The following is a 22963-nucleotide window of genomic DNA, read 5'->3' as shown; positions in this document are numbered from 1 at the left end:
CCGACGTGGCGCACGAAGAGACCGTCTACGACGCGCTCGGCAACGCCCAGGACGACCACGGGCACTGGGCGTTCGGCACCGGCTTCGACGAGCCGCTGGCCGGCGTCGACACCACCGTCCCCGAGGGCATCGGCCCCGCCGACCTGGGCGCGTACTGCCTGATGCTCGGCGACGACGCCCTCGTGCTGGCCCAGCGGCTGACCCAGTGGATCACCGCCGCGCCGGAGCTCGAGGAGGAGGTGGCGATCGCCAACGTCGCCCTCGACCTGCTCGGCCAGGCCCGGCTGCTGCTGGCCCGCGCCGGGTCGGTGGGCGTCCTCGGCCGCTCGCGGGAGAAGGCGACCGACAGCATCCCCGACGAGGACGCCCTGGCCTACTTCCGCGACCCCGACGAGTTCCGCAGCACCGGCCTGGTCGAGGCGCCCAACGGCGACTTCGCCCGGACGATGGTCCGGCTGCTCGCCGCCGCCACCGTGCGGCTGGCGGTCTTCGCCCGGCTGCGGGAGTCCCGGGACCCGGTGCTCGCGGCGATCGCGGCGAAGGGGGTCAACGAGCTGGCCTACCACCGCGACCACGCCGCCCGCTGGGTGCTGCGCCTCGGCGACGGCACCGACGAGTCGCACCGCCGCGCCCAGGCCGGTGCCGACGCCGTCTGGCCGCTGCTGGACGACCTCTTCACCGCCACCGACGTCGAGGCGCGCCTGACCGCGGCCGGCGTCGCGGTCGATCCCGCCGAGGTCCGCGAGGAGGTCGTCTCCGTGCTCACGGAGGTCCTGGAGCGGGCGACGCTGAGGGTGCCCGAGTGGCCGGCCGATGCGGCGCCCCGGGGCCGCACCGGTGAGCACACGGCGGAGCTCCCCGAACTGCTCGCCACCCTGCAGGGCCTGGCCCGCCAGCACCCGGCGGCCACCTGGTGACCGCGATGACCGTCACGACCGACCCCCGGGCCGTGGCCGAGACGGTGACCGACCCCGAGCTGCCGATGCTGACCCTCGCCGACCTCGGCGTGCTCCGCGACGTGCGGGTCGAGGACGGCACGGTCGTCGTCGAGATCACGCCGACCTACTCCGGGTGCCCGGCGATGGGCACCATGCGGGCCGACCTCCTGCACGCCCTGCACCGGGCGGGTTTCGCCGACGTCGACGTGCGCACCGTGCTCGCCCCCGCGTGGAGCACCGACTGGATCAGCGAGGGGGGCCGTCGCAAGCTGGCCGCCGGCGGCATCGCGCCGCCCGGGACGGCGCCCGTCCGCACGGCGGGCCCCGTGCCGCTGCAGCTGGGGCCGACCCGCCGCACCGCGGCCTGCCCGGTGTGCGGCTCGCCGGACACCGAGGAGCTGAGCGAGTTCAGCGCCACCGCCTGCAAGGCCCTGCGCCGCTGCACGAGCTGCCGCGAGCCCTTCGAGCACGTGAAGGAGATCTGATGACGGCGAGCACGCGCCGCAGGCCGCAGTTCCACCCGCTCAAGGTCGCGCACGTCGAGCAGCTCACCGACGACGCCGTCGCGGTGACCTTCGACGTCCCCGAGGAGCTGGCCGAGGACTACGCCTTCAAGCCCGGCCAGGCCCTCACCCTGCGCCGGGTGGACGGCGAGCGCGACGAGCGCCGCTCCTACTCGATCTGCGCGCCGGTGGGCGCGGCGCCGCGGGTCGGCGTGCGGGAGGTGCCCGGCGGGTTCTTCTCCTCCTACCTCGTGCACTCGGTGCGGCCCGGTGACGAGATCGAGGTGCTGCCGCCGTCGGGCACGTTCACCGCGGACCTGTCGGTGCCGGCCGACCACGTCTTCGTCGTCGCCGGCTCCGGGATCACCCCGGCCCTCTCGCTGGCCGCCAGCGTGCTGCGCGACGGGGAGTCCACCGTCACCGTCTTCTACGGCAACCGGCGCACCAACACGGTCATGTTCGCCGACGAGCTCGCCGACCTGAAGGACCGCTACGGCACCCGGCTGCAGCTGGTGCACGTGCTGTCCCGCGAGCCCCGGGACGCCGAGGTGACCAGCGGCCGGCTCGACGGCGCGCGGCTGCGCACGCTGGTCGACAACCTGGTGGACGCCGAGCACGTCGACCACTGGTGGCTGTGCGGCCCGCACGGGATGGTGGGCGACGCCCGTGCCCTGCTGACCGAGCTCGGCGTCCCGGCCGAGAAGGTGCACCAGGAGCTGTTCTACGTCGACGACGTCCCCCCGGAGCCGGTCCGCGGCGACGAGGAGACCGTCACCGGGCCGAGCAGCCAGGTGACCGTCGTCCTCGACGGGCGGACCACCACCCTGGCTCTCCCCCGGGACGTGCCGGTCCTCGACTCGGCCCAGAAGGTGCGCGGCGACCTGCCCTTCGCCTGCAAGGGCGGGGTCTGCGGCACCTGCCGGGCCCGGGTCACCGCCGGCGAGGTGCAGATGCGGCGGAACTACGCCCTCGAGCCCGAGGAGGTCGAGGCGGGGTACGTGCTGACCTGCCAGACGCTGCCGCTCTCGGAGACCGTCACCGTGGACTTCGACGCGTGAGCGGCGAGCCGGTGCTGCGGGTCGGCGTCGACCGGGGCGTGGCCACGCTGACCCTCGACTCCCCCGCCAACCGCAACGCGCTGTCCCGGGCGATGCGGGCCCAGCTGCGGTCGGCGCTCACCGACGCGCTGGCCGACGACGCGGTGCGGGTGGTGGTCCTGGACCACACCGGCCGGGTCTTCTGCTCGGGCATGGATCTCACCGAGGCCGCCGGCGGGGCCGCGGAGGACCAGGGGGTCAACGAGTTCCCGGCGCTGCTGGAGATGGTCTGGAACTCGCCCAAGCCCGTGGTGGCCACGGTCCGCGGCCCCGCCCGGGCCGGTGGTGTCGGCCTGCTGGCGGCGTGCGACGTGGTGGTGGCGGGGACGTCGGCGACCTTCGCCTTCACCGAGGTGCGCATCGGTGTCGTGCCGGCCGTCATCTCCGCCGTCTGCCTGCCGCGCATGGTGCCGAACGCGGCCCACCGGCTGATGCTGACCGGCGAGGTGTTCGACGCCCGTACGGCCCTGCCGACCGGCCTGGTGGACCTGGTCGTCCCCGACGACGAGGTGGACGCCTGCGTGGCCGCGCAGGTGGCGGCCCTCGTCCAGGGCGCGCCGCGGGCCCTCGCCGAGACCAAGCGCCTGCTGCGCGTCCGCTCGGGGTCCCTGGCCGAGCGGTTCCCCGACCTGCTGGCGCTGTCGGCGCGGTTCTTCGCCGGCGAGGAGGGGCAGGAGGGCATCGCGGCGTTCCGGGAGAAGCGGCCCGCCCGCTGGGTGCCCGCGTGAACCCGGTCCCCGTGGGCGCCACCGCCCTGCTGGACGTCGTCGTGACCCCGGAGATGACCGTCCGGTTCGACGAGCTCGGCCCGGTGCACCCGGTGTACGCGACCTACACGATGGCCAAGCACTTCGAGGAAGCCGGTCGCAAGCTGCTGCTGCGCCACCTCGAGCCGGGTGAGGCCGGGATCGGACGCTCGGTGTCGGTCGAGCACCTCGGTCCGAGCTGGGTCGGTGACACCCTCCGCGTCACGGCCCGCTGCGTGGAGGTGCGGGGCAACCGGCTCACCTGCGCGTGCACCGCCGTCGACGCCGACGGACGGGAACTCGGCCGCGGCACCACGGTCCAGGCGGTCCTCTCCGAGCAGGACCTGGAGGCGCGCATCGGAGCGCCGGCCCGCGACCGCACCGGCGCGCACCGGACGCGCCCGGGGAGGGCCGGCAGCCGGGCGTAGGCGGCGGCCCTGCACGGCGCACCCGTCGCCCGGCGCCTCGTGTCGTCACGGAGCCGCGCGCCGGAACCCGCCCGGTCTCCCGTACGCGGGTGCAGGCTGTGACCCTCTGTGTCGCACTCCGGGAGGAGCAGCCATGCCACCCCTGATCGACCTGGACAGCGCCGCAACATCCGCCCCGCGGATGCGCGCGTCGGACTCCGACCGGCTGGCCACCGTCGAGCGCCTGCAGGACGCGGTGGCCCGCGGCCTGCTCACGCCGGACGAGGGCAGCGAGCGGATGGCCGACGCCTTCGCCGCGGTCCACCTGACCGACCTCGACCCGCTGACCGAGGACCTCCCGCCGGCGCCGCCCGCGCGCACGGCGCCGGGCTGGCGGTCACTCGGGGCGCTCGCGGTCGAGCAGGTGCGGGCCTCCCTGACCACCGCAACCACCGGCCGGTTGCGGGCGGCGCGGGTGGCGGTCGTGCTCGGCGTCGCCGCCCTCTTCCTCTTCCTCATCGGCACCCTGAGCGGGGCGGCGCTGTCCGACAGCGGCGGCGGTGGCGGTGGCGGCGACGGCTGGCACGAGCACTGGGACGAGGACCACTGGGACGACGACTGGGACGACGACTGAGCTGCTCCGGGGTCCTTCGTCCGGAACCTCGTGGGCTGCCGGACGGGTCAGGCGGCACGGACCTCCAGCGGCAGCCTGCTGACCGCCACCATCGTCCACGGGTTGCGGTGCTCGACCGGCTCGCCCCCGGCCACCTCGATGTCGCGGTAGCGCTCCAGCAGCAGCCGCAGCGCGACCCTCGCCTCCAGCCGGGCGAGCGGCGCACCGAGGCAGAAGTGGATGCCGTGCCCGAAGGTCAGGTGCGGGTTGGGCCGGCGGTGGATGTCGAACCGGTGGGGCTCGGGGAACACCCGCTCGTCCCGGTTCGCCGCGGTCAGCCAGGGCAGCACGACCTGCCCGGCCGGGATGCGGACGCCGGCCACCTCCGTCTCGGCCGTGGTGATCCGGCCCAGGCGCGGGAACGGCGTGCGCACCCGGAGCACCTCCTCGATCGCCGCGGGGAGCAGCGTCGGGTCGGCCCGCACCTCCGTGACGGCGTCCGGGTTGTCCTGGAAGCTGACCACGCTGTTGCCGAGCGTCGCGGTGGTCGTGATGTGGCCGGCGATCAGCAGCAGCCCGACGAAGCCGATGATCTCCTCGTCCGCCAGCCGGTTCCCGTCCACCTCGGCCTGGACCAGCTTGCTCGTCAGGTCGTGGCCGGGAGTCGCCCGCCGCGACCTGATGTGGTCGAGGAAGTAGGCGTTCATCTCGCGCATGGTGGGGGCGACGGCGGCCATCGCCTGGTCGCTGGCCTCGCGCACCGTCCTGTCGGGATCGACGTCCTGACCGAGCAGCGCGTCGGCCCACGTGCGGAACAGGCCCCGGTCGGAGACCGGGATGCCGAGCAGCTCGGCGATGACGATCACCGGCAGCGGGTAGGCCAGCGCGTCGATCAGGTCGAACCGCTCACCGGTCTGGTCCAGGAGCTCGTCGGTGAGCTCCGCGATGCGGGGTTCGAGGTCGGCCACGACCCTCGGCGTGAACGCCTGGCTGACCAGCGTCCGCAGCTTGCGGTGCTGCGGCGGGTCCATCCGGACGATGTTGCCGCGCTGGAAGAGCGCGAGATCGTCCTGCTCGGGCTGCAGCGCCGTGAGGTCGGAGGAGAACGCGGTCGGATCGGACAGGACCTCCACCGCCTCCGGGTGGCCGAGCACCTGCCAGCACTGCTGCGTGTCGTCGAAGTGCACCTGCCCGTGCGCGCGGCCGGCCTCCAGCCAGGCGAGGAACTCATCGAACGTCGGACGGGTGGTCGTCATGCGTGCTCACTCCCTCGAGTTGGGCGTCCCGCTCCCCACTCCGCCGGGAACGTGATCGGGGCCGGCGGTACGACTCGCGCGTGCCCCGGCGTGTCGGGCGGGGACGACGCGGGCGGTCCCCCCTCGTCACGGGGATCGAGGCGCGCTGTGGGCATCGGCGGACTCCTCGTCCACCGTAGAGACGACCGGCACCGCCCGGAACCCGTCCGCGTGCTGGACGATCGGCCCAGAACGCCGACGCCGCCACCGGCTCCACCCGGGCCGGCCGGTCGCCGCGGGGCCTCGGCCCCGCACTCCAGGAAGGAGACGCCGTTGTCCGTTCCGGCACGGAGAGGTTGGACGACCGCGAGCCGCCGCGTGGCGGGCCTCGCGCTGGGGTGCACCGCCACCCTGGTCCTCGCTGCCTGTGGCTCCGAGGACAGCGGGGGCGGCGACGCGTCCGGCGGCGGCGGGGCGACGCCGGTGACCGTCGGCTACTTCCCGCTGGTGCACACGGCGACCGCCGTCGAGGCCGAGGAGACCGGCCTGTTCGAGGACGCCGGGCTCGACGTCACGCTGGAGCAGACCTCCGGTGGCGCCCAGGCCATCCCGTCCCTGGTCGCCGGCGAGTACGACATCACCTACGGCAACTACACCTCGGCCCTGCTCGCCGCTCAGCAGGGCCTGCCGATCCGTGTCATCGCCGGCAACGACGTCGGCGCCGACGACCACGCGATCATGGTGGCGCCGGACTCCCCCTACCAGTCGGCCGCCGACCTCACCGGCGCCCGCATCGCGGTCAACAACCTGCAGAACATCGGCACCGTCGCCATCAACGCGGTCCTCGAGGACGCCGGCGTGGACATCTCCACCATCCAGTTCGTCGAGCTCCCGCTGCCGGACATGGCCGCCGCCCTCGACGCCGGCGACGTCGACGCCATCTGGCAGGTGGAGCCGTTCCAGGCCTCGGCCAAGGCGTCCGGCGCCCGCGTGTTGTTCCCCCTGTTCAGCGGGCCGGTCGAGGACATGCCGGTCGCGGGCTGGCTGACCACCGAGCAGTACGCCCAGGAGAACCCCGAGGTCGTCGAGTCCTTCCGCGAGGCCATGGCGCAGTCGATGGAGCAACTGACCGGCAACCGGGAGCGCCTGGTGGAGCTCGTGCCCACCTACACCCAGGTGCCGGCCGAGACGGTCGAGCAGGTCGCCCTCCCGGCGTGGGACGCCGACGTCGACGTCGACCAGTTGCAGGAGATGAGCGACCTGATGCTCGAGTACGGGATCATCAGCGAGGAGTTCGACGTCGAGACGATGATCGTCGACTGATCCGACGGCGCGTGCGTCGTCGGCGACCCCTCAGGAGTGACCCCGCCCCCTTCTGGAAGGGGTGCCCACCCACGTGGGGTCCGGCAGGGCGTTGAGGGAAATATCGTAACACGATAGGGTTACGGCGACAGGGCCGCAGGACGGGACGACGGCGCACCTCGCGCACCGAACACACAGCAGCTCCGGTGCCGGCCACGCCGGGCAGTCGAGATCCACACCGACCGACCGAGAGCGTGATCGACGAATGGTGTCTCAGCGCACCGTGGGACGGCAGGCCTCTCCCCCACCGGCCGAGGACGGCGACGTCCGCCACCGGGATGCCCACCGGACGGGCGACCATCCCCTGGCCGACGAGCATGCCGTGCTGATGCAGGAGGTGCGCCACCGCGAACGAGCCGTCCGCGCCGCGCTCGGTGCCGGCCGGTGGCCGGATCGCGAGATCGGGGCGCTCGTCTCCTACCTCCGCTACGAGGTGCTGGACCAGGCCGCCAACGAGGAGCGCCTCCTCTTCCCGCTCACATCGGAGGGGCTTGCGGGGAAGCAGGTACACGGGCTGGTCGAGGACCACGTGCGGCTGCGCGATCTGACCGACCACCTGGTCGCCGCTGATGCACCCCGCGACCTGGGGGCACTCGTGGAGCTGCTCGACGACGTCGAGGAGCTCCTCGATCGACACATGCGCACGGAGCAGGCGCTCCTCGCCACGACGACGACCGACGGGGTGGAGGCCCACCGCCGTCCGTTCCGGTGCCACCTCTGGTTCCCGCTGACGGAGGGGCCGGAGCTCGACCTGGACGTCCTGCCACCGGAGTACGCCCACCGGGCCGCGCTCGAGCGGTTCTCCCGGTTGCGGCCGGGCGAGTGCCTGCGCGTACGGAGCGGCCGCGAACTGGGGACCCTGTGGAGCGCGCTGGCCTGTGGACGGCCCGGGGAGTTCGGATGGGCCTACCTCCGGGAGGGTCCCGACCAGTGGCGCGCGGAGGTGACCCGTCGGGTCCCGGGGTGACGCTCCCGAGCCGGCACCACGACACCCGGTGGAGCCGCCGACCGTCGGTGGGTAAGAGCTCGCCCGCCGAACCGCACCAACCAGGCATGGCACCGCGACTCACGATCCGCCTCGACCGGTCCCCTGCGCGAGAGGCGGGGAGCCGGCGATGACGACGGCCTTCGTGCTGTCCGGCGGGGGCAGCCTCGGTGCGGTCCAGGTGGGCATGCTGCAGGCCCTGGCTGAACGGGCCATCGCGCCGGACCTGCTCCTGGGCACGTCCGCCGGTGCGCTCAACGCCGTCTTCGTCGCGGCGCACGGAACGCGTCCCCCCGCGCTCGACCGGCTGGCCGCCATCTGGACGGCCCTGCGACGGGACGACGTCTTCCCGGTCCGGGCCCCGCAGGTGGTGCTCGCCCTCGCGGGAGCTCGCGACGCGTTGTGCAGCGACCACGGGCTCGAACGCCTGGTGCGCCGCCACATCGGCTTCGCCCGTCTGGAGGACGCACCCATCCCGGTGCACCTCGTGGCCACCGACCTGCTGTCGGGCGAGGAGGTGCTGCTCTCCGACGGCGACGCCGTCAGCGCGGTCCTGGCCAGCAGCGCCGTCCCGGCCGTACTGCCCCCGGTGCGGCGCAACGGCCAGACGCTCGTCGACGGCGGACTGGCCGACAACGCGGCCATCTCCCAGGCGCTCGTCCTCGGCGCCGACCGGGTCTACGTGCTGCCGACCGGGTACGCCTGCGCCCTCCCGTTCCCACCGACCCGGCCGCTCGCGGTCGCCGTCCAGGCCCTGAGCCTGCTCGTCCAGCAGCGGCTCATCGCCGACGTCGCGCGGTACGCCGACCAGGTCGACCTGGTCGTACTGCCCCCGCTGTGCCCGCTGCGGATCTCGGCGATCGACTTCCGGCACGCCGCCGAGCTGTGCCGGCGGGCCCGCACCGCGGCTGCCGCGTGGCTGGACAGCGACGCGCCAGGCCGTCCCGATCCGGAACGGGTCCTGGGCCTGCACGGACACCCGTCCCCTCCCACGGGGGACGCACACCGGACGGACCTGCCGGCCTGAGCCGTCCGGTCGGCCCGGACGCCCAAGCGGCCCGTCAGCCGGGTGGCTCAGTCGGGCAGCAGCCGTTGCAGTGCCGGGGCGGGGTCGATGCCCGCCTCTGCGGCCGCGAGGAGCAGCAGCGTGGTGGCTTCCTCGGAGCAGGCCGGGCAACCGGACAGGTGCCCGGGCATGGCCCCGAGTTCACCGCGCATCGGCCGTGCACCCCCGGTGAGCAGTCCCTCGACGTACCGGTCGACCAAGCGGAAACAGTCGTCGCAGGACAGCCACGGCCCCGGATCTGCCGTCAGCCGCCGCACTGCGTCGGCCGGCAACGGTCGGTCGACCCCGGTCATCGGGCTCCTCCTCTCGAGCGGGTGGGCGGCACCGGATAGCCCTGGCCGGCGAGGTCCGCACGCAGGCGGCCGCGAGCGTCGTGCAGGGTCTTGTAGAGGGCGTTGCGGTTGCTGCCGAGCCTGTCCGCGAGCACGTCGATCGGCACCTCGTCCACGATCAGGGCCAGGGCGATGCGCCGCTGGTGCGGGGTGAGCACCCGATCGATGGCGTTCCGGACGGCGGCGGCGAACTCGGCCCCCTCCGCGTACTGGTCGGGCGAGGGCCGCGGCTCGACCAGGGGCGGCGCGGCCTCGAGCGATACCTCACGGTGCGACCAGGCGTGGCGTCGCAACTCGACCGCCGCCTGCAGGATGGCGAACTTGTAGGCCCAGGTCGTGAAGCGGCTGCGCCCCTCGAACGTGGAGAGCTTGCTGAGCACGGCGACCATCGCCTCGTCGGCGGCCAGGTTGATGACGTCATCGACCTGCGCCGCACCCACCGCCGCGCGCATCGCCGACATCCGGCTGACCTGGAGACGCGCCGCGCGCAGCAGCAGGTCGTGCAGCCGCCGCAGCGCGTCATCCCGCACCGGACCCGTGGCGGTCAGTTCCGCGATCCAGTCCTCGCCGGGCGCAGCTGCCCCGCCGGCCTGGCGACAGACCGGTCCGTCCTGGCTGACCTCGGTCACGGCTCGTCGCTCGCCTCGTCGATGGGGGCGAGGATACGGGCGGCGAGCTCCGGCGGGCAGCCCCGGTCGACGAGCCCCAGCAGGGCGTGCAGGTCGACGCCCGGGGTGGCGGCGAGCTGCGCGGCGAGAGGAGGCGGGAACCCGGCATCCAGGAGCCGGCGCAGCCGCCACGCTCCGACGTCGGAGGTCGGCACACGTGCCGGTGCCGCGGCGTGCATCTCCGGGGGGAGGACGTGGCGAGTCATGTCTCTTGGCGTCGGGTCATGCCACGTCTCTTACCCGTGCCCGACCGCCTGGTCAGCGGCTGGACGCGGACCGGGTCCGGACGAGCGGGAGTTCGCCGGTGAGGACCAGCCGAGGAGGGCGGCAGCCCGCAACGGCCCCGTCCGGCTCCGGCGTGGACCGGTGTGCCAAAACGGGACACCTGAGCCGAGGACGAGGCAACCTAGTGTCGCGCATCACACTGGCGCTGGAGGCGCAGCGAGCCGCCGGGCAGCCGAGCCGACGTACAGCGCTGCAGCACCGGACAGGGAGTGAATGAGATGACCGTTCCGCGACCCGCCGCCGAGCAGGACCCGCTGAAGGACCTGTACACCGACTGGTCCCAGATCCTCGCCACGACGCCCGATCTGACCACGCGGCTGTTCCGCAGCATCTTCGACGAGTGGCACCAGCCCACCAAGGAGCCTGAGGACGTGACCTACGCCGAGGACACGGTCGGTGGCGTGCCCGGCATCTGGTGTCGCCCTCTGGGTGCCGACTCCTCGAAGGTCCTCCTCTACACCCATGGTGGTGGCTTCGCCGTCGGCTCGGCCTCGAGCCATCGCAAGCTCGCCGCCCACGTCGCGAAGGCCCTGGGCGTCGTCGCCTTCGTCCTGGACTACCGCCGGGCGCCGGAGCACCCGCACCCCGCCGCCCTCGAGGACGCCGTGTCGGCCTTCCTCGCACTCACCGGGCAGGGCATCGCGCCGGCGGACATCACCACGATCGGCGACTCGGCCGGCGGCAACCTGGCCGTGGCGACGGCCTTGGCCCTGAGGGAGCGGGACCAGCCGCTTCCCGGCAGCGTGATCGTGTTCTCGCCGTGGCTCGACATGGAGAACGCGGGCGAGACCCTGGCGACGAACGAGGCCACGGACGCGCTGGTCACCGTCCCCCTGCTCGAGGGCATGATCGCCGGCTGCCTCGGCGATCGGACGAGCCCCACCGCTCCGCTCGCCAACCCCCTCTACGCGGACTTCATCGGCTTCCCGCGTCTCTACATCAACGCCGGTGGTGACGAGTCGCTGCTCGACAACGCCACCCGCCTCGCCGAGCGCGCCGAGGCCGCCGGAGTGGACGTGACCCTCTCCGTCGTCGACGGCCAGCAGCACGTCTTCCCGTTCAACGCCGGGCGGACCGCAGCCGCCGACAACGAGATCGCCCGCATCGCCAAGTGGTACGGCGCCTGAGCGCGACCCGGCCGGATCGATCAACGGAGGAACCAATGACCACCTCGAGCAGTCCGGACGTCGCGACGGGCGGCGCCTCGCACCCGGACCACGACGCCATCGTCATCGGAGCCGGCTTCGGCGGCATCTACATGCTGCACAAGCTCCGCAACGAACTCGGCCTCTCCGTGAAGGCCCTCGAGAAGGGCGGCGGGGTGGGCGGCACCTGGTACTTCAACCGGTACCCCGGCGCCAAGTCCGACACCGAGGGCTTCGTCTACCGCTACTCCTTCGACAGGGACCTGCTGAAGGAGTGGGACTGGACCACCCGTTACCTCGACCAACCGGACATCCTCGACTACCTCAACCACGTCGTAGACCGCTTCGACCTCCGCCGAGACATCGAGCTCGACACCGAAGTGATCAGGGCCGTCTTCGACGAGGACAGCAGCCTGTGGACGGTGACCACCGCCGACGGCAGGGAGTTCACCAGCCGCTACGTCGTCAACGCGCTGGGGCTCCTCGCGAGGACGAACATCCCGGACATCCCGGGGCGGGACAGCTTCGCCGGCACCCTCGTGCACACCAATGCCTGGCCGCACGACCTCGACATCACCGGCAAGCGGGTCGGCGTGATCGGCACCGGCTCGACCGGCACGCAGTTCATCGTCGCCGCGGCGAGGACGGCCGGCCACCTCACCGTCTTCCAGCGCTCGCCGCAGTACTGCGTGCCGTCGGGGAACGGCCCGGTAGACCAGGCAGAGGTCGACGAGACCAAGCAGGACTTCGATGCGATCTGGGACCAGGTCCGCAACTCGGTGGTCGGCTTCGGCTTCCAGGAGAGCGGCGTCGAGGCGATGAGCGTTCCTGAGGAGGAGCGTCGCCGGGTGTTCCAGGAGAACTGGGACAAGGGCAACGGCTTCCGGTTCATGTTCGGCACGTTCTGCGACATCGCCACCGACCCCGCGGCGAACGCGGCCGCTGCGGAGTTCATCCGGTCCAAGATCGTCGAGATCGTCGAGGACCCGGAGACCGCTCGGAAGCTGACCCCGACCGACCTGTACGCCAAGCGCCCGCTGTGCAACGAGGGCTACTACGAGACCTACAACCGGGACAACGTCACCCTGGTCTCGATCAAGGACAACCCGATCCAGGAGATCACTCCCTCCGGGGTGCGCACGGCCGACGGGGTCGAGCACCAGCTCGACGTCCTGGTCCTCGCCACCGGGTTCGACGCGGTCGACGGCAACTACCGGGCGATGGACCTGCGCGGGCGCGGCGGACGGCACATCAACGCGCACTGGACCGACGGCCCGACCAGCTACCTGGGCGTGTCGAAGTCCGGCTTCCCGAACATGTTCATGATCCTCGGCCCGAATGGCCCCTTCACCAACCTGCCGCCGAGCATCGAGGCACAGGTGGACTGGATCGGCGGGCTCATCGAGCACACCGAGCGCTCGGGCGCCTCCACAGTGGAGCCCACCCAGGAGGCCGAGGACCAGTGGACCGAGCTCTGCCGGACCATTGCGGACATGACGCTCTTCCCGAAGGTGGAGTCGTGGATCTTCGGGGCGAACATCCCGGGCAAGAAGAACGCGGTCATGTTCTACATGGCCGGGATCGGTGCCTACCGGCAGAAGCTCGGAGAGGTTGCCGAGAACGGCTACGAGGGCTTCGAGTTCAGCAAGCAGGCCACGACGGCGGGCGTCTGACCGGAGCCGTCGCCTGCCCGGCCTCCCTGGGCGTTCGCGTGCTCTCAGCCGCGGCCGAGGTAGGGCATGCCGGTGGCCAGCACCGTCGTGAAGGGCACGCTGACGTCGAGTGGCAGCCGCGCGATGTGCACCACCGTGGCGGCGACGTGTGCGGGGTCGAAGGTGGCCTCCGGCCGGACCGAGCCGTCGGCCTGACGGGCGCCGGTGGCGATGCCCGCGGTCATGTCGGTGGCCGCGTTCCCGATGTCGACCTGCCCCACCGCGATCCCGTGCGCGCGGCCGTCGAGGGCGACGGCCCGGGTCAGCCCGGTGACCGCGTGCTTGGTGGCGGTGTAGGCGACGCTGCCCGGCCGCGGCACGTGCGCCGAGATGGAGCCGTTGTTGATGATCCGCCCGCCGGGTGGGTCCTGCGCCTTCATCAGCCGGACGGCGGCGCGGGTGCACAGGAACACCCCGGTGAGGTTGACCTCGACGGTGGCCCGCCAGTCGTCGACGGCGATCTCGTCGACCTCCCCGGACGGGCCGAACGTGCCGGCGTTGTTGACCAGCAGGTCCAGCCGGCCCCAGGCGTCGCGCACCGCGGCGAAGGCCTCGTCGACCTGCCGCTCGTCGGTGACGTCGGTGGGCAGCACGAGGGTGGTGCCGCCGGCGGCCGCCGTCCCCTCCAGCGCGGCGCGGGTGCGGCCGAGCAGCGCGACCGACCACCCGTCGTCGACCAGGGCCCGGGCGATGGCGCGGCCGAGCCCGGAGCCCGCGCCGCTGACCACGGCGGTGCGGGACGGCTCGGTCACGCGAGGAGCCTGCCACGGACGCGCGGCCGGCGCGGCCGTGCCAGTCTGGGCGGGTGCCGGTCCCGTGGGTGCACGCCTTCGTCGACGTGCCGGCCGACGGAGTCGACGTCGCCCGGGCGTTCTGGTCGGCGGTGACCGGCTGGCCGGCCGGCGAGCCGTGGCCCGGCCACCCCGAGGTCGTCTCGCTCGTCCCGCCGTCCGGGGCGCCCTACCTTGCACGTGCAGCGGATCGGCGGGCCGCCACGGGTGCACCTGGACCGACCGCGGCGCCGACTGACGCGGTCACTGCGCCCATCGCACGGCCGCGGCGCGGGGGCGTGCGCCACACCGGACCCGGCCGGCTACGCCAGTTGCTGTTCGATCCAGCCGCTGACCGCCAACAGGTCGAGCTCTCCCCCGGTCCGGCCCACTGCCTGCAGCCCGAGAGGGAGACCGGCACTGCTCCGCAGCCCGGGAACCGTGACGACCGGCGCACCGATGGCCTGCCACGGCCGGCTCAAGATCGGATCTCCGGTGCCGCCCAGCCCTTCCGGCGCAGGACCGGGCGCAGCCGGCCCGAGGATGACGTCGTAGTCCTCCAGCAGGTGGGCGACGAACGCTGCCGCGTCGGCGACGGTGCGCCGAGCGGTCTCGTACGCCTCCCCGGACGTGGCGGCTCCGGTACGCAGCAGGCGGGCCAGCGGCTCGCTGAGCCGATCGGCGGCCGCCAGTTCCTCGGCCCGCTCCCGCGCCGCCTCGTAGGCCATGACGACGGGATGCGCGGCGGCCGCGCCGGCGACGATCTCCTCGGCGCGGGGGTCGAGGTCGTCCACGCTCGCGCCGGCACCGGCAAGCCGCGCGCGGGCGGTTCCCACGGCCTCCGCCATCTCCGCCTCCACGACGCCCAGCGGATCGGCCGACCACAGCAGCACCCGCGGCGGACGGACCTCACCGACCCCCGCGTCACCGGCCCCGGTGAGGGCGGACCACGCGAGCGCCAGGTCGGACACACGCGCCGCGTACACGCCGTGGCTGTCCAGGCTGGGGCTGAGGCCCACGACTCCGTCGACGGGGAAGCTCCCGCGGCTCATCACCATCGCCGCCACGCCGCAGTACGACGCCGGCCGGGTCACCGAGCCCGCCGTCTGCGAGCCGATCGCGAGCGGGACCTGCCCCGCCGCGACTGCCGCGGCAGAACCGCTCGACGACCCGCCGGGAGTGTGGCCGGGGGCGACCGGGTTACGGGTGGGTCCGGGCGCGAAGAAGGCGAACTCGGTGGTCACCGTCTTGCCCAGCGGCACGGCCCCTGCAGAGCGCCACGCGCGCACGATGGCGGCGTCGTCAGCGGCGGCCCCCCGGTCGGCCCGGAGGGACGACCCGCACCGGGTGGCCAGACCCGCCACGTCGATGATGTCCTTGACGCCGAGAGGGACACCACGCAGCCGGCCGGACGACCCGGTCGTGTCCGGGCACGGATCGAGGGCCACCCAGGCGTGCAGCGCCGACTCGGTCTGCGCGATCCGGGCTCGGGCCCGCGCCACCGTGTCGCCCGGCGTCGTCCGGCCGGAGACCAGCTCCGCGACCAGGTCACGCAGGGACCAGGGCTGCCACAGCGTCATGCGTCGGCCCACGCCGCGTCCGCGACCCAGTAGTCCATCCCGCTGGGGCTCACGGCGTGTCGCCACTCCGACGTGCGCCGCAGGGACGGCTCCACACGCCTCGTGACCTCATCCGCGGCGTCCGGCCCGTCGTCCGGCACCAGCCAGTGCACCCAGTTCAGCTCCTGCCCGTCGGCGTCGTGGACGAACAGGTCCACGTGCCGCCAGCCCCAGCCGTGCGTGTCGTTGTAACAGGTCAGGGTCATCCGCTGTCCGTCGGCAGCCATGGCCACCACTCCCCTCCGATCGCTCAGTACAGCTCGATGACCAGCCGGTCGGTGAGCGCACGGGACACGCAGAGCGCCATCTCCTTGCCGGCGGCCTTGTCCGCGGCGGAGAGACAGTTGTCCCGGTGGTCCGGCGTGCCCTGCAGGACGCCGGAGACGCAGGAGCCGCAGATGCCCTCCTCGCAGGACTTGAAGACCTCGATGCCGTTCTCCTCGAGGACGGAGAGGATCGACCTGTCCGCGGGGACCTCGAAGCTCTCCCCCGTGTCGAGCTCGACGGTGAACGGCTCGTCCCCGCGGGTGTCCACCTCCACGGGTACGAAGTGCTCGACGTGCACGTGTTCCTCGCCGACGACCGGGGCCAGTGCCGTCGTCACCTGCGCCATGAAGGGCGCCGGCCCGCAGGTGTAGACGTGGCCGTCCGAGGTCAGCGCGGCACCGAGCCCCTGGAGGACCGCCGGCAGGTCGGCCGGCGCCACCCCGAAGTGCCAGTGCACGCGGTCGGGGAACTCCACCCGGTTCTCGAGCAGGTCCACGAACGCGGCCTCATCCCGAGAGCGGGCGAAGTAGTGGAGCTCGAACTCGGCGCCCCAGCTGTAGAGCTCGTAGGCCATGGACAGCAGCGGGGTGATGCCGATCCCGCCGGCAACCAGCACGTGCCGGTCCCCGTCCTCGGCCAGCTGGAGCAGGTTCCTCGGCTTGCTCAGCTTCAGGTGGTCACCGACGGTGAGCTGGTGCAGCGCCACCGAGCCGCCCCGCGACTCCGGCTCGCGCTTGACCGCGATCAGCAGCGAGGAGGGGTCCCCGGGCGGGCTGCACAGCGAGTACTGCCGGACGATGCCCGTCGGTCCGGTGACGTCGACATGGGCACCTGCCTTGTACACACCTGGGGTGAACGAGTTCCCGTCGAGCCGGACCAGCCGCAGCGTCCGGATCGAGGGCGTCTCCTCGGTGATCTCGGCGACCCGGACGACGACGCTCACAGCAGGAACCCCGCGGCTGGAGGAGCGCCCTCGCTGTCGACGAGCCGGACCACCTTGCGGGTGATGCGGTCACCGTCGGCGCCCTCGGCCGACAGACGGATCCGGTGCTCGACCTCGCCGGCCCACAGGTCGTGCCGGCCTCGCTTGTAGGCGACGAGGACCTGGGCGGAGCGGACGACCACCTGGTCGTCGCTCACCGAGGCGGGCACGAAGCGGGACACCGTCCGAACGGTTCGTGCCGCGTCCACCGCGGCGATGGCGTAGCCCTCGATCATCCGGGTCACCCGCATGCCACGCATGCGGGCGTCGTCGTAGATCATGTTGAGGGTGTTGTCGAAGTCCTCGGTGTCGGGGTCGATCGGCACGATGTAGTGCCCGTCCTCGGCGTAGAGGTCGTTCCAGGCCACGTACTCCTTGCGGTCGAGCAGTTCGGCCTCGCGCCAGATCAGCTCGACGGCTCGGATCACCCGCGGGTCGGTCAGCGGGACACGGGTGTCTGCCAGGACCTCAGTCATCGCTCATCATCGCCTTCCACATCGCGTAGGCACCACGCATCCCGGTTTCGTCAGTGACGTGGGACGTGGGCCATCCCTCAGGGCTGTCCTTCTCGCGGGCCAGGCCGCGGTTGACCATGATCGGCATCTCCGGAGCGCCCTGGGCGCCGCGCTGGACCCGGTCCCAGCCCTCGGCATCGTCGGGAGTCCCGAAGCCGAACGGGCCCTGGAAGTGCTCGTGCACCCGCAGCCTCGCCCGGTTCACCGGATCGACGACCTCCGGCGGCCCGTCGGGGCCGATGGCGATGTGCTCGATCCAGGTCTCGTCGACCGACACCGGCCGCAACACGCGGAAGAAGGCGGCCGACATCGACACGTTCGGGAACAGGTTGAGGTTGAAGCCGGTGCCGTGCATGGCCCGGACCAGCCGGCGCACCGCCGCGTCGTCCAGGCCGGCCGACTTCAGCTGGGCGACCAGATCGTCGAATCGTGCCTGCAGCGGCTCGGTGCCGTCGTCGGCGTCCAGGTCGGAGTGCTCGGGCACCATCTGCATCACGCTGTGCCCGTTGCCGAGTGCGTGCGTGGTGCACTCGGGGTCCGTCATGAACGACATCATGTCGGCGGTCTCCTCGTCGACGGAGGCCATCCAGGAGCGGTGCACGATCGGGAAGTGGTAGCCGTCGGTGGTGTTCTCGAGCTGGACCTTCCAGTTGCCCTTGAACTTGAACTGGTGCTTGCCGAGGACCTTGATCGGGTAGCCGCCGCCCTGCTTCATGAAGCGGTCGATCCACAACTTGACGTCACCGAGGAAGTCCTCGAGCGGCTCGATGTCCTCGTTGAACGTCGCGAAGACCATGCCGCCGTAGGACGCGGTGCGCAGCTTCCTCAGGGACATCCCGCTCTTGTCCATGACGCCCTCGTAGCCCTCCGGGTACGGGATCCCGCGGAGCTGACCGTCCAGGCTGTAGGACCAGGCGTGGTAAGGACAGGTGAAGCCGTTGGCCTCGCCCTTCGGCTTCTCGCACACGCTCGCCCCGCGGTGCCGGCACCGGTTGAGCAGGGTGTTGATCACGCCCTTGCGGTTCCGGACCACGATGACCGGCTGGCGGCCGACGTGGGTCATCTTGAAGCTGCCGGCCTTCGGCACCTCGCTCTCGTGGGCCACCCAGACCCACGTCCGCTCGAAGATCTTCGTCATCTCCTGCTCGAAGATCTCCGGGTCGGTGTAGAGACGACCGGCCACCCGGTCTCCCAGGACGAGATCGGCCGGCGCGTCGGCCACGATGTGCTGCGCTTCGATGGTCATGGTTCCCCTCAGGTCAGGAGTGCGGTTGCTGGGAGGTGCGGCGCTCGGTCAGCGCATGAAGACGCCGCCGTTGATGTCGACGGTTGCGCCGGTGATGTAGCCGGCCGCCTCGGTGCACAGGAAGCCGACGAGGGCGGCGACCTCGTCGGCGCGGCCCAGGCGGCCGACGGGGATCGTGGCCAGCGACCGCTCCAGCTGGCCCGGGTCCATCGCGTCCATGACCGGCGTCCGGACTGCGGCCGGCGCCACGGCGTTGACCGTCACCCCGGCGGCCGCCAGCTCCTTCGCGAAGATCTTGGTGAGCACGAGGATCCCGGCCTTCGAGGCGGCATAGTGGGCTCCGGCCACGAGGCCGCCCTGCTGTCCGGCCAGCGACGCCATGTTGACCACCCGCCCCCAGCCTCGATCCCGCATCGCCGGAGCGAGCTCCCGCGTGGCGATCAGCACGCTGCGCAGGTTGGTGGCCAGGACGTCGTCCCACTCGTCGAGGTCGATGTCCCAGACGGGGCGGGGCACCGTCCGGCCGGCGTTGTTGACCAGGATCTCGGGGACCCCGAGGGAGCTGCGAACCTGGTCGAAGGCGTCCCGCAGGGCGGCCGGGTCCCGGACGTCGACCGCGACGCCGACGGCGGACTCCCCGGCGGGGTCCAGCGCCTTGGCGGCCGCCGTCGCCGCCTCGCCGTCGAGGTCGAGCAGCGCGACCCGGTGGCCACCGGCGTGCAGGTCGGTGGCGATCGCCGCGCCCAGGCCCCGTCCGGCACCGGTGACGACGGCGACGCGGGAGGTGTCGGTCACGGCGTCCTCACTCGTTGCCGAAGAACAGCGGCCGACCCAGCCGGGCCTGGACGGTGAAGTAGTTCCAGAGCTGCACGTCACCGACGGGGTGGTCACGGACGATCGTGCAGATCTGCGTCGCCGTGGCGTAGTCGGGGACATCGGCCAGGATGTAGGCGGTCCACGGGAACGTGGTGGAGGGTCCGACCATCACCTCGTCGTCGTCCATCGTCCCGAGGACGGTGATGCCGAATCGCTCGGAGAGCGACGCGAAGGCGCGGCGCGACTCCTCGACGACGGCCTTGCGCTCGTCGGCGCCGGCGGCGAAGAACGCTTCCCGGACACCGATGCAGAACAGGGTGCGGATGCTGGTCCGGTCACCCTCGCGGTAGTTGCTCACTGTCGTCTCCTGGTTCCATCAGTCGCCCGGATGCCGCCGGGGAAGGCGGTCCTGCGCCCCCGTCGGCAGGGGCACGGCCCTGGGGCCCGCAGAGCGAGACCGGAGTCCGGGGATCGACCCCGGCCCGAGCCACGCCCCCGCGGAGGTCCTCGTCCCGCCCGGGATCACCCGACCGGCCGTGGCGGTTCGAGTGTTCGGGCTCACAGCCCTACCTGCCAAACAGCAAATCCCGGTACGTTGCATCGGCTTGTGCGATACGAGGGAGGTCGTCCCATGACCCCGCGTCCGCGGTTCACCCTCGCCCAGCTGCAGTACTTCGTGTCCGCGGCCGAGGCCGGCAACATCTCGGCTGCGGCTGCGCGCCTGCACACGTCGCAATCGGGCATGTCCACCGCCATCCAGCGGCTGGAGCGCGACCTCGGGTGCGCCCTGTTCATCCGGCATCACGCCCGGGGCATCACGCTCACCGCCAGTGGCCGCCAGCTGCTCGACAAGGCCCGGGACCTGCTGCGCGAGGCCGGAGAGCTCCAGGAGCTGGGCCAGGACCTCCAGTCGGGCACGACCGGCCGGCTGACCGCCGGGTTCTTCGTGACCCTTGCGCCCGTCTACGTCCCGCGCATCCTGCCCCGGCTCCGCGCGGCGCACCCCGGGCTGACCGTCGAGGTGCTCGAGGCCGACGGCGTCACGCTGCACCAGGCGCTGCGCACCGGTGCGTGCGACATCGCCCTCACCTACGGGCTCGACATCGCCGACGACATGACCTTCGAGACCGTGGCGCGGGCCCGGCCCTACGCCCTGCTGTCCGAGCACCACCCCGTGGCCGGTCGCTCGACAGCCACGCTGGGCGAGCTGGCCCAGACCCCCATGGTGTTGCTGGACCTGCCGGAGCCGGCCCACGTCATGCTCGGCATGTTCGAGCGCGCCGGCGTCACCCCGCCCGAGATCATCCGGACCACGAGCCTGGAGACCATGCGCGGGCTCGTGGCCGCCGGTGACGGTTTCGCGATCGTCAACCAGCGTCTCCGTCCGCAGGGCCCGTTCGGCGCCGAGGTGCACACGGTCGAGATCGCCGAGGCGGAGGAGGTCGCGCTCGGCTTGCTGCGCCCGGCCGGACTGCCCCCGAACCGGAGGATGCACGTCTTCGCCGTGGAGTGCCGCGCCGCCGTGGCCGCCATCACCGCGGGTGCGTCACCGGAGACCGCACCCGCCACCCGCCCCTGACGTCCGGGCGACCGGTCGCGGCCGCCCGGACGTCGTCCCTGCTGCCACCCGGTGTGCCCGCGTCGGGCTGCCTGCATGCCGCAACGCGATGCAGAAGATCCAAACAAGCCGTTTGAGCCCGGCCACAGTGACGCCCAACACTCATCGCCACACGCGGACCACGCCAGGCTCCGCGACAGCCGCACAGCTGGCGCAGGTCTGACCGCCGGCGTCGTGCTCGCTGACACCAACGGTCGCGGCGGCGGCCGGCCACCGGTCTCGCCGGCTCAGGCCCGCCGCGCCGCCCGTTCCTTCCAGTGTTGTTGAGGAGGCCCTGATGGCCGAGATCACCGAGGAGCAGCGCCAGTTCCGCGCTGCCATGGCCCACCTGTCGGCCGCGGTCAACGTGGTCACCACCGACGGACCAGGGGGCCGAGCCGGCATCACGGTGAGCGCCGTCTGCTCGGTGACCGACCACCCGCCGACCGTCCTGGTGTGCGTGAACCAGTCGAGCTACACCCACGACGTCTTCAAGCGCAACGGCCGGATCTGCGTCAACGTCCTCGGCGCCGAGCACGAGGAGCTGGCCGTCCACTTCGCGGGAGCCACCCGGATCCCCATGGAGGAGCGCTTCGGCTGGGAGATCTGGGACCACGACTCCGACGACGTGCCGGTCCTCAGGGACGCGCTCGTCGCCCTCGTCGGCCGCATCACCAGCCACACGGTTCGAGGCTCGCACTCGGTCATGTTCGTCGAGATCGAACGCACGATCGTGCGGGAGGACCGCGGCGGCCTCGTGTACTTCAAGCGCCAGTTCCACCGGCTCGGTGAGCCCACCGTCACCACCGTCTGATGACGCCCCCCGAGATCCGTACCGACCCGACTCCAGAGATCGAGGACGACCCCATGTCGCAAGCCACCTTCCTCTCGCCCGTGCCGAGCGAGCTCACCACCACCACCACCCTGGACGACGTGCTGGCCGAGATCGTCGAGCGCCGGGGCGAGTTCCGGACGCAGGGATACGTGTCCCAGGACGTGATCACCAAGCTCAAGCAGGTCGGCATCTACCGTGCCTCGACGCCGCGCCGCTTCGGTGGCGACGCGCTCCCTCCCGCCGAGTTCCTGCGTCTGGTCGAGCGGATCTCCGCGGCGGACGGCTCCACCGGATGGGTGGCCAGCTTCGGCTCGGCGCTGGTCTACCTCGCCGCGCTCCCGCTCGAGACCCAGGCGGAGCTGTACGCAGACGGTCCCGACGTGACGTTCGCCGGCGGGTTGTTCCCCGTGCAGCCGGCGGCGGAGACCACGGCCGGGTTCCTGGTCAACGGCCGGTGGAAGTTCGCCAGCGGCTGCATGGGCGCCGACGTCCTCGGCGTCGGCATCCCAGGGGACGCCTCGACCGAGGGCAAGCCCCGGACGGTGCTGCTGCGACCCGACCAGGTGGAGATCGTCCAGGACTGGAACGTCGTGGGGATGGCGGGCACCGGCAGCTTCGACCTGGTCGTCCGAGACGTCGAGGTGCCGCGGGAGTGGACGTTCATCCGCGGCGGCACCCCGACGGTGGACGAGCCGCTCTACCGCTACCCCACGCTGGCCTACGCCGCCCAGGTGCTCGCCGTGGTGAACCTCGGCATCGCCCGCGCCGCGCTGGACTACGCCGAGGAGGTCGGGGGCGGCGGAACGGGTGTCACCGGCGCTCCCAAGCTCGCCGACCGCGCCTACTACCGCATCGAGATCGCCAAGGCCGAGGCCCGCCTGCGCGCAGCGCGTGCCTTCTTCTTCGAGGCGGCGGAGGAGGCCTACGCCACGGTGCTGGCCGGTGACCCCGTGAGCGACGCGCAGAACGCGCTCCTCCGGCTGTCGTCGACCCACGCGGTGCAGGCCGGCTCCGAGGTGGTCCGCGAGGTCTTCGACCTCTCCGGCACCAACGCCATCTACAACGACCACCCGCTGCAGCCGCTGGTCCGCGACGCCATGGTGCCCACGCAGCACGCCTTCCTGAGCCCGGCCATGTACGACGCGGCGGGGGCGGTGCTCATGGGCCTGCCCCCCACCATCCCCGCGTTCCGCTGAGCCACGAAGCCACCCGGACCGGAGGC

Annotated in this window: 26 protein-coding genes; 14 read left to right on the top strand and 12 right to left on the bottom strand. The window is 72.5% G+C overall.

Features of this window, described 5'->3' with window-relative positions:
* Positions 1-5 precede the first annotated feature (5 nt).
* From paaC to CRP39_RS10645, 6 genes are all read left to right on the top strand, one after another.
* Complete coding sequence (gene paaC / locus CRP39_RS10670; protein WP_097206376.1) at positions 6-917, top strand: 1,2-phenylacetyl-CoA epoxidase subunit PaaC; 912 nt, start codon at positions 6-8, stop codon at positions 915-917.
* A gap of 5 nt (positions 918-922) precedes the next feature.
* Positions 923-1423, top strand: coding sequence for a 1,2-phenylacetyl-CoA epoxidase subunit PaaD (paaD, locus tag CRP39_RS10665; RefSeq protein WP_097206375.1), 501 nt, complete (start codon positions 923-925; stop codon positions 1421-1423).
* Entirely contained in the window at positions 1423-2499 is a 1077-nt protein-coding gene (paaE, locus tag CRP39_RS10660) for a 1,2-phenylacetyl-CoA epoxidase subunit PaaE (protein ID WP_097206374.1), read from the top strand. The genes paaD and paaE overlap by 1 nt, the downstream gene beginning before the upstream one ends.
* A complete protein-coding gene (locus tag CRP39_RS10655) occupies positions 2496-3266 on the top strand; it encodes an enoyl-CoA hydratase-related protein (RefSeq protein ID WP_097206373.1) in 771 nt (256 codons plus the stop codon). Before paaE ends, CRP39_RS10655 begins: the two co-directional genes overlap by 4 nt.
* Entirely contained in the window at positions 3263-3712 is a 450-nt protein-coding gene (locus tag CRP39_RS10650) for a thioesterase family protein (RefSeq protein ID WP_097206372.1), read from the top strand. Before CRP39_RS10655 ends, CRP39_RS10650 begins: the two co-directional genes overlap by 4 nt.
* 133 nt (positions 3713-3845) lie before the next feature.
* The gene (locus CRP39_RS10645) at positions 3846-4325 is read left to right on the top strand and encodes a DUF1707 SHOCT-like domain-containing protein (protein ID WP_216359694.1); all 480 of its coding nucleotides are present in this window, start codon (positions 3846-3848) and stop codon (positions 4323-4325) included.
* 47 nt (positions 4326-4372) lie between these two features.
* Here the strand turns inward: CRP39_RS10645 and CRP39_RS10640 are convergent, their stop codons facing one another.
* Positions 4373-5560 carry a cytochrome P450 gene (locus CRP39_RS10640; RefSeq protein ID WP_097206371.1) on the bottom strand — a complete coding sequence of 396 codons (1188 nt, stop codon included), beginning with the start codon at positions 5558-5560 and terminating at the stop codon, positions 4373-4375.
* 357 nt (positions 5561-5917) lie between these two features.
* Between CRP39_RS10640 and CRP39_RS10635 the strand changes: the two genes are divergently transcribed.
* From CRP39_RS10635 to CRP39_RS10625, 3 genes are all read left to right on the top strand, one after another.
* Complete coding sequence (locus CRP39_RS10635; protein WP_245853774.1) at positions 5918-6862, top strand: ABC transporter substrate-binding protein; 945 nt, start codon at positions 5918-5920, stop codon at positions 6860-6862.
* A 244-nt stretch (positions 6863-7106) separates the two neighbouring features.
* Complete coding sequence (locus CRP39_RS26155; RefSeq protein ID WP_101811056.1) at positions 7107-7868, top strand: DUF2249 domain-containing protein; 762 nt, start codon at positions 7107-7109, stop codon at positions 7866-7868.
* Positions 7869-8016: 148 nt separating this feature from the next.
* Entirely contained in the window at positions 8017-8913 is an 897-nt protein-coding gene (locus CRP39_RS10625; RefSeq protein ID WP_097206369.1) for a patatin-like phospholipase family protein, read from the top strand.
* A 47-nt stretch (positions 8914-8960) separates the two neighbouring features.
* Here the strand turns inward: CRP39_RS10625 and CRP39_RS10620 are convergent, their stop codons facing one another.
* From CRP39_RS10620 to CRP39_RS10610, 3 genes are read right to left on the bottom strand one after another with little or no spacing between them, the layout of a single operon-like run.
* Positions 8961-9245, bottom strand: coding sequence for a hypothetical protein (locus CRP39_RS10620; protein ID WP_183358934.1), 285 nt, complete (start codon positions 9243-9245; stop codon positions 8961-8963).
* Positions 9242-9913, bottom strand: a complete 672-nt coding sequence (locus CRP39_RS10615; RefSeq protein ID WP_097206368.1) for an RNA polymerase sigma factor — start codon at positions 9911-9913, stop codon at positions 9242-9244. Before CRP39_RS10615 ends, CRP39_RS10620 begins: the two co-directional genes overlap by 4 nt.
* Entirely contained in the window at positions 9910-10158 is a 249-nt protein-coding gene (locus tag CRP39_RS10610; RefSeq protein WP_097206367.1) for a hypothetical protein, read from the bottom strand. The genes CRP39_RS10615 and CRP39_RS10610 overlap by 4 nt, the downstream gene beginning before the upstream one ends.
* 297 nt (positions 10159-10455) lie before the next feature.
* Here CRP39_RS10610 and CRP39_RS10605 point away from each other — a divergent pair, with 297 nt between their 5' ends.
* Positions 10456-11364, top strand: a complete 909-nt coding sequence (locus CRP39_RS10605; RefSeq protein WP_097206366.1) for an alpha/beta hydrolase — start codon at positions 10456-10458, stop codon at positions 11362-11364.
* 35 nt (positions 11365-11399) lie between these two features.
* Complete coding sequence (locus tag CRP39_RS10600) at positions 11400-13055, top strand: flavin-containing monooxygenase (RefSeq protein ID WP_097206365.1); 1656 nt, start codon at positions 11400-11402, stop codon at positions 13053-13055.
* A gap of 44 nt (positions 13056-13099) precedes the next feature.
* On the opposite strand, the gene CRP39_RS10595 is transcribed toward CRP39_RS10600, so the two are convergent.
* From CRP39_RS10595 to CRP39_RS10560, 8 genes are all read right to left on the bottom strand, one after another.
* Positions 13100-13846 (bottom strand): SDR family oxidoreductase, encoded by a 747-nt coding sequence (locus tag CRP39_RS10595; protein WP_097206364.1) that lies wholly within the window; start codon positions 13844-13846, stop codon positions 13100-13102.
* Positions 13847-14187: 341 nt separating this feature from the next.
* Positions 14188-15456, bottom strand: a complete 1269-nt coding sequence (locus CRP39_RS10590; protein WP_216359693.1) for an amidase — start codon at positions 15454-15456, stop codon at positions 14188-14190.
* Positions 15441-15710, bottom strand: a complete 270-nt coding sequence (locus CRP39_RS10585) for a hypothetical protein (protein ID WP_097206363.1) — start codon at positions 15708-15710, stop codon at positions 15441-15443. The genes CRP39_RS10590 and CRP39_RS10585 overlap by 16 nt, the downstream gene beginning before the upstream one ends.
* A 23-nt stretch (positions 15711-15733) precedes the next feature.
* Positions 15734-16693 carry a PDR/VanB family oxidoreductase gene (locus CRP39_RS10580; protein ID WP_097206362.1) on the bottom strand — a complete coding sequence of 320 codons (960 nt, stop codon included), beginning with the start codon at positions 16691-16693 and terminating at the stop codon, positions 15734-15736.
* The gene (locus CRP39_RS10575) at positions 16690-17208 is read right to left on the bottom strand and encodes an aromatic-ring-hydroxylating dioxygenase subunit beta (protein ID WP_097206361.1); all 519 of its coding nucleotides are present in this window, start codon (positions 17206-17208) and stop codon (positions 16690-16692) included. The genes CRP39_RS10580 and CRP39_RS10575 overlap by 4 nt, the downstream gene beginning before the upstream one ends.
* The gene (locus CRP39_RS10570) at positions 17201-18493 is read right to left on the bottom strand and encodes an aromatic ring-hydroxylating oxygenase subunit alpha (protein ID WP_097206360.1); all 1293 of its coding nucleotides are present in this window, start codon (positions 18491-18493) and stop codon (positions 17201-17203) included. Before CRP39_RS10570 ends, CRP39_RS10575 begins: the two co-directional genes overlap by 8 nt.
* 48 nt (positions 18494-18541) lie before the next feature.
* Positions 18542-19288, bottom strand: coding sequence for an SDR family NAD(P)-dependent oxidoreductase (locus CRP39_RS10565; RefSeq protein WP_097206359.1), 747 nt, complete (start codon positions 19286-19288; stop codon positions 18542-18544).
* A gap of 7 nt (positions 19289-19295) precedes the next feature.
* Positions 19296-19667 carry a hypothetical protein gene (locus CRP39_RS10560; RefSeq protein WP_097206358.1) on the bottom strand — a complete coding sequence of 124 codons (372 nt, stop codon included), beginning with the start codon at positions 19665-19667 and terminating at the stop codon, positions 19296-19298.
* Between the two features lie 273 nt (positions 19668-19940).
* On the opposite strand from CRP39_RS10560, the gene CRP39_RS10555 reads away from it, so the two are divergent.
* From CRP39_RS10555 to CRP39_RS10545, 3 genes are all read left to right on the top strand, one after another.
* Positions 19941-20888: a LysR family transcriptional regulator gene (locus CRP39_RS10555; protein ID WP_172442388.1), complete on the top strand. Its 948-nt coding sequence runs from the start codon at positions 19941-19943 to the stop codon at positions 20886-20888.
* Between the two features lie 316 nt (positions 20889-21204).
* Entirely contained in the window at positions 21205-21720 is a 516-nt protein-coding gene (gene hpaC, locus CRP39_RS10550) for a 4-hydroxyphenylacetate 3-monooxygenase, reductase component (RefSeq protein ID WP_097206356.1), read from the top strand.
* Positions 21721-21773: 53 nt separating this feature from the next.
* Positions 21774-22937, top strand: coding sequence for an acyl-CoA dehydrogenase family protein (locus tag CRP39_RS10545; RefSeq protein WP_097206355.1), 1164 nt, complete (start codon positions 21774-21776; stop codon positions 22935-22937).
* The last annotated feature ends 26 nt before the right edge of the window (positions 22938-22963 follow it).

It is taken from the genome of Geodermatophilus sabuli (genome assembly GCF_900215145.1).
Classification (GTDB): Bacteria; Actinomycetota; Actinomycetes; order Mycobacteriales; family Geodermatophilaceae; genus Geodermatophilus; species Geodermatophilus sabuli.
Note: the sequence above shows the minus strand (reverse complement) of the source record. Positions and strands in the feature narration are given on the sequence as shown.